General features: G+C 70.8%; 11 protein-coding genes and 1 pseudogene. 5 read left to right on the plus strand and 7 right to left on the minus strand.

Annotated features, from left to right (window positions below; translation table 11 throughout):
- Positions 1 to 13 precede the first annotated feature (13 nt).
- Positions 14 to 148, plus strand: coding sequence for a small ribosomal subunit Rsm22 family protein (locus BN10_RS16455; RefSeq protein ID WP_267878887.1), 135 nt, complete (start codon positions 14 to 16; stop codon positions 146 to 148).
- A 430-nt stretch (positions 149 to 578) separates the two neighbouring features.
- The gene (locus tag BN10_RS15840) at positions 579 to 932 is read left to right on the plus strand and encodes an antitoxin (RefSeq protein ID WP_010851682.1); all 354 of its coding nucleotides are present in this window, start codon (positions 579 to 581) and stop codon (positions 930 to 932) included.
- Positions 933 to 976: 44 nt separating this feature from the next.
- On the opposite strand, the gene BN10_RS12840 is transcribed toward BN10_RS15840, so the two are convergent.
- Together BN10_RS12840 and BN10_RS12845 are read right to left on the minus strand one after the other, a co-directional pair.
- Complete coding sequence (locus BN10_RS12840) at positions 977 to 1294, minus strand: DUF2853 family protein (RefSeq protein WP_010851683.1); 318 nt, start codon at positions 1292 to 1294, stop codon at positions 977 to 979.
- A 128-nt stretch (positions 1295 to 1422) separates the two neighbouring features.
- A complete protein-coding gene (locus BN10_RS12845) occupies positions 1423 to 2613 on the minus strand; it encodes a DUF1015 family protein (protein WP_010851684.1) in 1191 nt (396 codons plus the stop codon).
- Positions 2614 to 2652: 39 nt separating this feature from the next.
- Between BN10_RS12845 and BN10_RS12850 the strand changes: the two genes are divergently transcribed.
- Positions 2653 to 3675, plus strand: coding sequence for a patatin-like phospholipase family protein (locus tag BN10_RS12850; protein WP_010851685.1), 1023 nt, complete (start codon positions 2653 to 2655; stop codon positions 3673 to 3675).
- Between the two features lie 12 nt (positions 3676 to 3687).
- On the opposite strand, the gene BN10_RS12855 is transcribed toward BN10_RS12850, so the two are convergent.
- Positions 3688 to 4092 (minus strand): PPOX class F420-dependent oxidoreductase, encoded by a 405-nt coding sequence (locus tag BN10_RS12855; protein ID WP_010851686.1) that lies wholly within the window; start codon positions 4090 to 4092, stop codon positions 3688 to 3690.
- Positions 4093 to 4101: 9 nt separating this feature from the next.
- Complete coding sequence (locus tag BN10_RS12860; RefSeq protein WP_010851687.1) at positions 4102 to 4620, minus strand: PadR family transcriptional regulator; 519 nt, start codon at positions 4618 to 4620, stop codon at positions 4102 to 4104.
- 75 nt (positions 4621 to 4695) lie between these two features.
- On the opposite strand from BN10_RS12860, the gene BN10_RS12865 reads away from it, so the two are divergent.
- A complete protein-coding gene (locus BN10_RS12865; protein WP_010851688.1) occupies positions 4696 to 6711 on the plus strand; it encodes an NADPH-dependent 2,4-dienoyl-CoA reductase in 2016 nt (671 codons plus the stop codon).
- An 11-nt stretch (positions 6712 to 6722) separates the two neighbouring features.
- Complete coding sequence (locus BN10_RS12870; RefSeq protein ID WP_198014057.1) at positions 6723 to 7109, plus strand: nuclear transport factor 2 family protein; 387 nt, start codon at positions 6723 to 6725, stop codon at positions 7107 to 7109.
- A 2-nt stretch (positions 7110 to 7111) separates the two neighbouring features.
- On the opposite strand, the gene nagB is transcribed toward BN10_RS12870, so the two are convergent.
- From nagB to BN10_RS12885, 3 genes and pseudogenes are all read right to left on the minus strand, one after another.
- The gene (nagB, locus tag BN10_RS12875; protein ID WP_010851690.1) at positions 7112 to 7894 is read right to left on the minus strand and encodes a glucosamine-6-phosphate deaminase; all 783 of its coding nucleotides are present in this window, start codon (positions 7892 to 7894) and stop codon (positions 7112 to 7114) included.
- 1 nt (position 7895) lies between these two features.
- Entirely contained in the window at positions 7896 to 8579 is a 684-nt protein-coding gene (locus BN10_RS12880; RefSeq protein ID WP_010851691.1) for an N-acetylmannosamine-6-phosphate 2-epimerase, read from the minus strand.
- Positions 8576 to 8779 (minus strand): annotated as a pseudogene (locus BN10_RS12885) (hypothetical protein); the annotation flags it as partial. The gene BN10_RS12880 and the pseudogene BN10_RS12885, both read right to left, overlap by 4 nt.

Here is an 8779-nt window from a genome sequence, read left to right on the forward strand (position 1 = left end):
GCTGCGCCATCCGCTGACCCGGAAGGGCCTGGTCCAGCTGCGACTGTGCACTCCCGAGGGCGGCGTCCGGGACGAGGTCGTGAGCAAGCGCCAGGGCGAGCGCTACCGCCGGGCGCGCGAGACCGGGTGGGGCGACACCTTCACCTGACTCGACCCTGCCCTGCCCTGCGGCCAACCACGCCAGCTTGCCCCCTGGCCTGCCACGCCCGCGAGGGCGGCGCCGGCGGCGAGGTTCGCGTGGTTGGCCACCACCTCGTTGACGTTCATGTTCGACAGGTCGGCGCCGGCGGCGCACCGGCGGCATCCCGCAGGGCCACGAGCGTGGCCACGGCGTGCTTGCAGTCGGCGCGCACCGGGCACGAGCAGCGGGCCGCCCAGCTGAGCTCGTCGTCGTCGTCCGCGCCGTCGAGCGGCCCCTCAGCGGTGGTGAGGCCCTGCGCCGGCGCTGAGGTGCGGGCTGAGAGAACCCTGACAGAGCCCCACCGGGAGGGGCGCCGTGGCATGGTCGAGGTGGAACAGGGACGCACCCCGGTCCGTTGGACCCACCGCACGACGCGTCATCGACCAAGGAGCACCCCATGACCGCGCAAGTGACCGACAAGCTCATCGCCAAGGCCAAGGAGCTGGGCCTTCCCCCGCAGACCGAGGACTTCCTGCGCCAGGCCGACCTGGCGGTCACGGAGGCCGTCCAGAAGGCCGGCACCTACACGGACGAGAACCGCGACAAGATCTCGGCCGCGCTCGACAAGGCCGGCCGGGCGGTCGACGAGAAGACCCAGGGCAAGTACTCCGACAAGATCGCCAAGGCGCGCCTCCAGGCCGAGAAGGGCATCGCCAAGCTCGCCGAGCAGCGCACCCCCCCCACCGGCTCGCGCCCACGCGAAGGCCCGCTCCTCGTGGAGGGGGCCTTCGCCGTGTGCCGTATGCCGTGAGCCGCGCCCGTGCGCGTGGGCTCGGCGGCGTGCCTGCGGAGCGCTCAGCCGCCGAAGACGGAGAGCTTTCCGGCCTTCTCGGCGAGCAGGTAGTAGACGGTGACGCGGTTCTTGGTGCGGTCGGCCTTCATGGCCTCCTCGACTTCCGCGAGCAGGGCGTCCGCCTTCGCCTCGTCGGTGATCTCGAGCTTCTTGGTCATGAAGCCCTTCTTGACTCGGTCGAGCTCGGCCTTGTCGCTGAAGGACACCAGCGACGAGTCGGCCTTCTGCAGCGCAATGCCGCAGTGCCGGACGACCTTGGCGATGACGGCCTCATCAGCGTGCGGGGCGTACTTCTTCACATCGGCGGCCCAGTCGGCCATGAGGACTCCTTCGTCACGGGTCGAGGGGCGCGGCATCGCGCACCGGAACCGACGCTACTGACCTTCCCCGGACCGCAACAGGGGCGCAGGCTGGGAAGTCGCTGAACGTTCGCCGGAGTCGCGGGCGTTCAGAGCAGCGACCGCAGCACGAGACCGGTCCGCACCTTGGGCGTGAAGAAGGTCGACTTCGGCGGCATGAGGAGCCGCTCCCGGGCGGTGCGCTCGATCTCGGCGATCGACACCGGCGAGATGAGCACCGCCGAATGGGCCCGGCCGCTCACGACTGCCTCGAGCACTTCGGCCACACCGTGCTGGTAGTCGACCTCCACGGGCAGGTCGGCGAGGGCGTGCTCGAGCCACGCGCCGTCGAGGGCGCGCACGTCATCGAAGGCGCCCGGCCTCGGGGTCATGAACTCGGCAGCACCATCGGGGCCGATGAGGGCGAGCACGCCCTTGTCGACGAGGTCGCCGAGCATGGCCAGGGATGGCATCGGCGCATCGCTGAGCTCGAAACACCGAGCGAGCGCCTCGCGCAGCCGGGCGTGATCCGCTCCGGCGTAGAGGCGGTGGATGGCACGGATGCTCAGTTGCTCAGGGACCAGTTCACCGACGTAGGCGAGGGTCAGCTCGGCCGTGCCGTCGGCGCGACCCGTGAGCGATCTCACCTCGTCGCGGAACATCCGCGCCACGCCATAGCGGTGGTGGCCGTCGGCGATGAGCACCTCATCGGAGGAGACCAGGTCGGCAATGGCGGCCACCCGCACCGGGTCGGTCACGCGCTCCACCACGTGCGCCACGCCCTCCACGTCCACCCGACCCACGGGCTCCCCCGCTTCCCGCAGCAACTCGGTGAGGCCGCGGGCCAGGGACAGGCCCCACACCGGTGACAGATTGGCATCGGTGGCGCGGGTCAGGTCGAGACGGTCGGTGGAGGCCTTTGGCGTGGTGCGCTCGTGTGCCAGCACGCCCCCGGCCCCCTCGTCGACGACCTCGAGCGCCCCGACGACGGCGGCCAGGTCGCGCTCGTCGCCGTGCTCGTCGGTGAACCGCATCCGATAGATCGTGAAGCCCGGTTCGTCGTCGACGGCCAGGACGCCCTCGGTGAGCCAGCGTCTCCACACCTCGCCTGCCGCGGCATACGGGTCCTTCGCGGTGGCGTGCGTGACCGCGGGCACGTCGACGTGGACCACATTCTCCGGTGAACGCGCCGCGAGGCCGGCCACCTCCTTGACCGAGAGGACGTCATAGGGAGGTGCGGTGACGGCGGCGAGGTCGCGGGCGGCATACCGCAGGGCCGGGAAGGGTTCGAAGCGGGGCACACGCCCACCCTGCCAGAGGGCCGGACTACCTTGGGATTCATGGCGGGACGAGTGGCGGTGGCCCTGGGGGCCGGAGGCGCGCGTGGGTATGCCCACATCGGGGCGCTCGAGGTGTTGCAGGAGCGCGGCTACGAGGTGGTGGCCCTGTCCGGCACCTCGATGGGGGCACTGGTCGCGGGGGTGACTGCGGCCGGAAAGCTCGAAGAGTACACCGAGTGGTCGCGCTCGCTGACCCAGCGTGAGGTGCTGCGCCTGCTCGACCCCACCCTGACCGGCGGGGGGGCGCTCCGCGCCGAGCGTGTCATCGGCCGGGTGGCCGAGATCCTCGACGGGGCACGGATCGAGGACCTGGCCATTCCCTACACGGCGGTGGCCGTCGACCTCGGGGCGCGCCGCGAGGTGTGGTTCCAGCGTGGACCGGTCGCGACGGCCATCCGGGCCTCCGTCGCGATCCCCGGCGTCATCACGCCGATCGTCGTCGACGGTCGCCTGCTCGTCGACGGTGGCCTGATGAATCCCGTGCCGATCGAGCCGACCGCCGCGATCACCTCGGACTGGACCTTTGCGATGAGCCTGTCCGGTCCGCGGACGAGCGTCGTGGGCGAGCCGGAGCAGCCCGCATCGCCGGTACGAACAGTCGCGGCGACCCGAGCCATCGAGGAGCTCGGCGACCGGCTGAGGGAACGCTGGGCGAGTTGGGGCAGCAGGTCCCACGAGGACGCCGAGGCGGCGGTCGAGGAGGCCGTCGGTCGCGAACTCGCGCACGAGGTGGGTGAGCAATCGAACGACGCCGAGCAGCCCAATGACACCGAGCGATCGAGTGACACCGGCCCTGCCTACTCCGCGGCGCCGCGGGACCTGGGGACGATGGACGTCTTCAACCGTTCATTCGACGTCATGGCCTCCCTCATCACCCGCCATCGGATGGCGAGCAACCCACCCGACGTGCTCGTCACCGTGCCGTCGGACGCCTGCCGGACGATGGACTTCCACCGGGCCGCCGAGATGATCGACCTTGGGCGAAGGCTCACCGAGGAGGCAATGGACGCCGCGGGCCGCTGACGCCGGTGGCGATCAGTCGTCGAGGGTGATGACGATCGCGGCGCGGGGAGCGGGCTGCGGCAGGAAGGGCAGCGCCCGGGTCACGGTCTGCACCACCGAGAACCCGCGGGCGAGCAGCCCGTACTTGCGCTCGACAGCGCGCCGGATCTCGGCCTGGCCGGCCTCCTCGCGCACGACGACTGCGCGGCCGTGGACGACCGGGGCACCCTCGGCGACGCGGCCGCGAATGTCGCACTCGCGCAGCTCGATCCGACGGGTGTGGGCCAGCCGCTTGGTCTTGCCCACGTTGTCGTTGGTCATGAAGCCGAGCCGGCCGTCGCCGAGCGGGGCGATCCAGACGGGGGTCGCGACGGGCGTGCCGTTGCGGCGGAAGGTCGTGAAGGAGACGTACCGCGCGTCGGCGATGGGGTGGGTCATGACGACAGGCTAGGCATCGAGGGCCGCGAGCGCGCCCCGACACCACTGGACGGCCTGCGTCTCGTGGGCGATGCCCGCCTCGAGGATGGCCCGCTGGACACGGGCGGTCCGGTCGAGCTCTCGCCCGAAGTCGCGCCGCGCGATCTCCTCGTATGCCGCGAGCCGGCTCTCGTGGGTGGCCAGGCGGTCACGCAGGTGTCCCTCGAGCCCGAGGGGCCCGAGGGCGGCGTCGGCCCGGAGCCGCACGAGGAGGGCGTCGCGGACGACCGGCACGTCGACCGGCTCCCGAGCCCACCGTTCGAGCTCGGCGCGCCCGGCGGGCAGGCAGGTGTAGACCTTGCGGCGCCCCCGTGCCTCCGGCATCGCCTCGACCCAGCCGGCCTGCTCCATCCGGCCCAGCTCGCGGTAGATCTGCTGGTGCGTCGCCGGCCAGAAGAAGGCGATCGAGGAGTCGAAGCGCCGGGCGAGGTCCGAGCCCGAGCTGGGTCGCTCCAGGAGCGAGGTGAGCAGCGCGTGCGGGAGGGACATGGCAGGAGTGTGACGCGGCATACGATTCATTGCAACTGGTTGCAACAAGGCGGGCGGGGCCCTAGCGTGAGCGCCATGACGGACTACCCCCACCTGCTCGCCCCCCTCGACCTGGGCTTCACGACTCTCCCCAATCGGGTGCTCATGGGCTCGATGCACGTCGGGCTGGAGGAGGCACCGGACGGTTTCGAGCGGATGGCGGCCTTCTATGCCGAACGCGCCCGCGGCGGCGTCGGCCTCATCGTGACCGGCGGGATCGCCCCCAACGACGAGGGCCGTCCGCTCGAGGGTGGAGCCACGCTCACCACACCCGAGCAGGCCGCCGAGCACCGCGTGGTCACCGACGCGGTCCACGCCGAGGGGGGGCGGATCTGCCTGCAGATCCTGCACTTCGGGCGCTACGCCTACCACCGCGATCTCGTCGGCCCGAGCCCGGTCCAGGCCCCGATCTCGCCCTTCGTGCCCCACGAGCTCACGGCCGAGCAGGTCGAGGAGACGATCGAGGACTTCGTCCGGTGCGCAGCCCTGGCGCAGGAGGCCGGCTACGACGGCATCGAGGTCATGGGGTCCGAGGGCTATCTGATCAACGAGTTCATCGCGGCGCGCACGAACCACCGCACCGATGAGTGGGGTGGGTCCTACGAGAAGCGGATGCGCTTCCCCGTCGAGATCGTCCGGCGCGTGCGCGAGCGGGTGGGCACGAACTTCATCATCATCTACCGACTCTCGATGCTCGACCTGGTCGAGGGCGGGTCGACGCTCGACGAGGTCAAGCAGTTGGCCCGGGCCATCGAGGCGGCCGGCGCGACGATCATCAACACCGGCATCGGCTGGCACGAGGCACGCATCCCCACCATCGCGACCTCGGTGCCTCGTGCCGGCTTCACCTGGGTGACCAAGGAACTCATGGGCACGGTCGGGATCCCCCTCATCACGACGAACCGGATCAACACGCCCGAGGTGGCCGAGCGGGTGCTCGCGCACGGTCATGCCGACATGGTGTCCATGGCCAGGCCCTTCCTCGCTGACGCCGACTTCGTCGCGAAAGCTGCTGCTGGGCAGGCGAATCGGATCAACACGTGCATCGCCTGCAATCAGGCCTGCCTCGATCACACCTTCTCCGGCCTCATCACGTCCTGCTTGGTCAACCCGCGCGCTTGCCACGAGACGATCCTCACGATCGCCCCGGCGACCGATCGCAAGCATGTCGCCGTCGTCGGGGCCGGGCCGGCCGGTCTGGCGGCCGCGACCACGGCGGCCGGCCGCGGTCACCACGTGACTCTCTTCGAGGCGGACGACCGGATCGGCGGACAGTTCAACCTGGCCAAGCAGATCCCGGGCAAGGAGGAGTTCCACGAGACGCTGCGCTATTTCGAGCACGAGCTCGAGGAGACCGGCGTCGACGTCAAACTCGGCACGCGCGTCACGGCGGGTGACCTCACGGCATACGACGTGGTGCTCGTGGCGACCGGCGTGACCCCGCGCGTCCCCGACGTCGAGGGCGTCGACCACCCCAAGGTCGTGACCTATCTGCAGGTCCTGCGCGACCACGTGCCTGTCGGTGAGCGGGTCGCGATCATGGGCGCGGGCGGCATCGGCTTCGACGTCGCCGAATTCCTCACCCAGGCCGGGCCGAGCGGAGCCGTGGCACCCGAGGTGTTCAACGCCGAGTGGGGGATCGACACCACGTATGCCGCGGCCGGCGGCATCCGTCGCGCGGCCCCTGAGCGGCCGGCGCGGCAGGTTGCCCTTCTGCAGCGCAAGGAGACCAAGGTCGGTGCGGGACTGGGAAAGACGACCGGCTGGATCCACCGCACCCAGCTCAAGCATCGTGGCGTGGCGATGGTGCCGGGCGTGGTCTATGAGCGGATCGACGACCTCGGCCTGCACCTGTCCGTCGGCGGCGAGCGCACGGTCATCGAGTGCGACACCGTCGTGCTCTGCACCGGTCAGGAACCGCAACGCGAGCTGCACGATGCGCTCGCGGAGGCGGGCATCGACGTTCGCCTGATCGGCGGTGCCGATGTCGCCGCGGAACTCGACGCCAAACGCGCCATCAAGCAGGGCACCGAAGTGGCGGCGGCGCTGTGATGGACCCGACGATGCGCCAGGTCCTCGACACCTGGCACGCCGGCGTGGCGGCCAGGGACCTCTCGTGCCTCGAGGAGTTGCTCCACCCTGACGCGGTCTTCCGCTCACCGGTGGCCCACAAGCCGTATGCCGGCGCGGACGTCGTGCGCCTGATCCTCGGCACCGTGATCCAGGTCTTCGAGGATTTCACCTATCACCGGACCTTCGTCACCGAGGACTCCCGCTCCGTCGTGCTCGAGTTCTCCGCGACGGTGAGCGGGCGTCAGCTCAAGGGGATCGACATGATCCGAATCGACGACGAGGGCCGGATCGTGGACTTCGAAGTCATGGTGCGGCCGCGATCGGGACTCGACGCCCTGGCGGCGCAGATGGCCGAGCGGCTCGCGGCATACCTCTGAGGTCAGTGCTGCTGCCAGGCCGGCTTGTCCGCGAGGGTGTCGCGGTAGTAGTCCGCCAATTGCAGCCGGCTGGCTGCGGCGTCATCGACAACGACGGTGACGTGGCGGTGGAACTGCAGCACCGTCCCCGGCCACATCGCGGACACCGGGCCCTCGACGAGTTGGTGGATGGCCTCGGCCTTGGCGCGGCCGGTCGCGAGCAGCAGCAGGTGGCGCGCTTCCATGATCGTGCCGATGCCCTGGGTGAGGCAGTGCACGGGCACCTGCTCGACGTCGTCACCGAAGAACCTCGCATTGTCCAGGCGCGTCTGGCGGGTCAGGGTCTTGATCCGCGTGCGCGAGGCGAGTGAGGAACCCGGCTCGTTGAAGGCGACGTGGCCGTCGGTGCCGATACCGAGCACCTGCAGGTCCACTCCCCCGGCGTCCTCGATCGCCTGCTCGTAGGCCGTGCAGGCAGCCGCGATGTCGGCGGCCAACCCGTCAGGACCATGGACTGCGTTCGGGGCCAGGTCGACGTGATCGGTGAAGTCGCGCGCGATGACATTGCGGTACCGCTGCGGGTGGTCGGCCGGGAGCCCGACATATTCGTCGAGGGTGAAGGCCCGGACGTCGGCGAAGGAGAGTTCGCCGTCCCGATGTCGCCGGATGAGATCGGCATACATGGCGACCGGGCTCGATCCGGTCGCCAGGCCGAGCACGGACTCGGGTCGGCGACGGACCAATGACCCCACGATGTCGGCGCCGACGCTGCCGACCCGCTCCGTGGGGACGATGACGACCTCCATGTCAGGACTCCTTCGACGAGACGGCAGCCGCGAACCAGGCGGTGATGGTGCTCGGGTGGGTGATGGCCGTGCCGACGACGACGGCGTGCGCCCCGGCGTGCATCGCGGCAAGGGCATCGGCCGGGGTGTGGATGCGTCCCTCGGCGATGACCGGCACGTCCAACTCCGCGGCGAGGGCGGCCACCAGGTCGAGGTCGGGGCCGGGGGTTTTGGGGCTGTCCGGGGTGTAACCGGCGAGGGTCGTGCCCACGAGGTCCGCCCCGGCAGCGGCCGCCGCGTGACCGTCGGCCAGGGTCGCGCAATCGGCCATCACCAGCGCACCCGCGTCGTGGACGGCGGCGCAGGCATCGGCGAAGGTCGACCCGTCGGGTCGGGGGCGACGCGTGCCGTCGATGGCGACGACCTGGGCGCCGGTGCGCGCGACGGCGAGGGCGTGCTCCACGCTCGGGGTGATGAAGACGCCGTCGTGCCCGTCCTTCCACAGCCCGATGAGGGGGACGCTCAGCGCGGCGCGCATGGAGTGCAGGTCGGCCAGTCCCTGGGCACGGACGGCGACGGCGCCGCCTCGCACGACGGAGCGGGCGATGCGCGTCATGGTGTCCGGGTCGCGCATCGGCTCCCCCGGGTAGGCCTGGCAGGAAACGATGAGGCCACCTCGGACTGCGTCAATCACGTTGCGGCTCATCGGGTCTGGCCTTCCTTGACGAACTCGGCAGCGCCCAGGTGCGGAGCCAGGGCTCCCGTGGTCGCACGCAGGATCGGGGTGTCGGCCACGACGGGCAGGGCGGCCCGGACCGCGTGGTCAGCGACGGCCTCGCACCAGCCGACCGCCTCCACCAGGCCACCGGACAGCACGACGACCTCGGGATCGAGCACGGCGAGCCA

The sequence above is a fragment of the Phycicoccus elongatus Lp2 genome (genome assembly GCF_000367525.1).
In the GTDB taxonomy this organism is placed as follows: domain Bacteria; phylum Actinomycetota; class Actinomycetes; order Actinomycetales; family Dermatophilaceae; genus Phycicoccus_A; species Phycicoccus_A elongatus.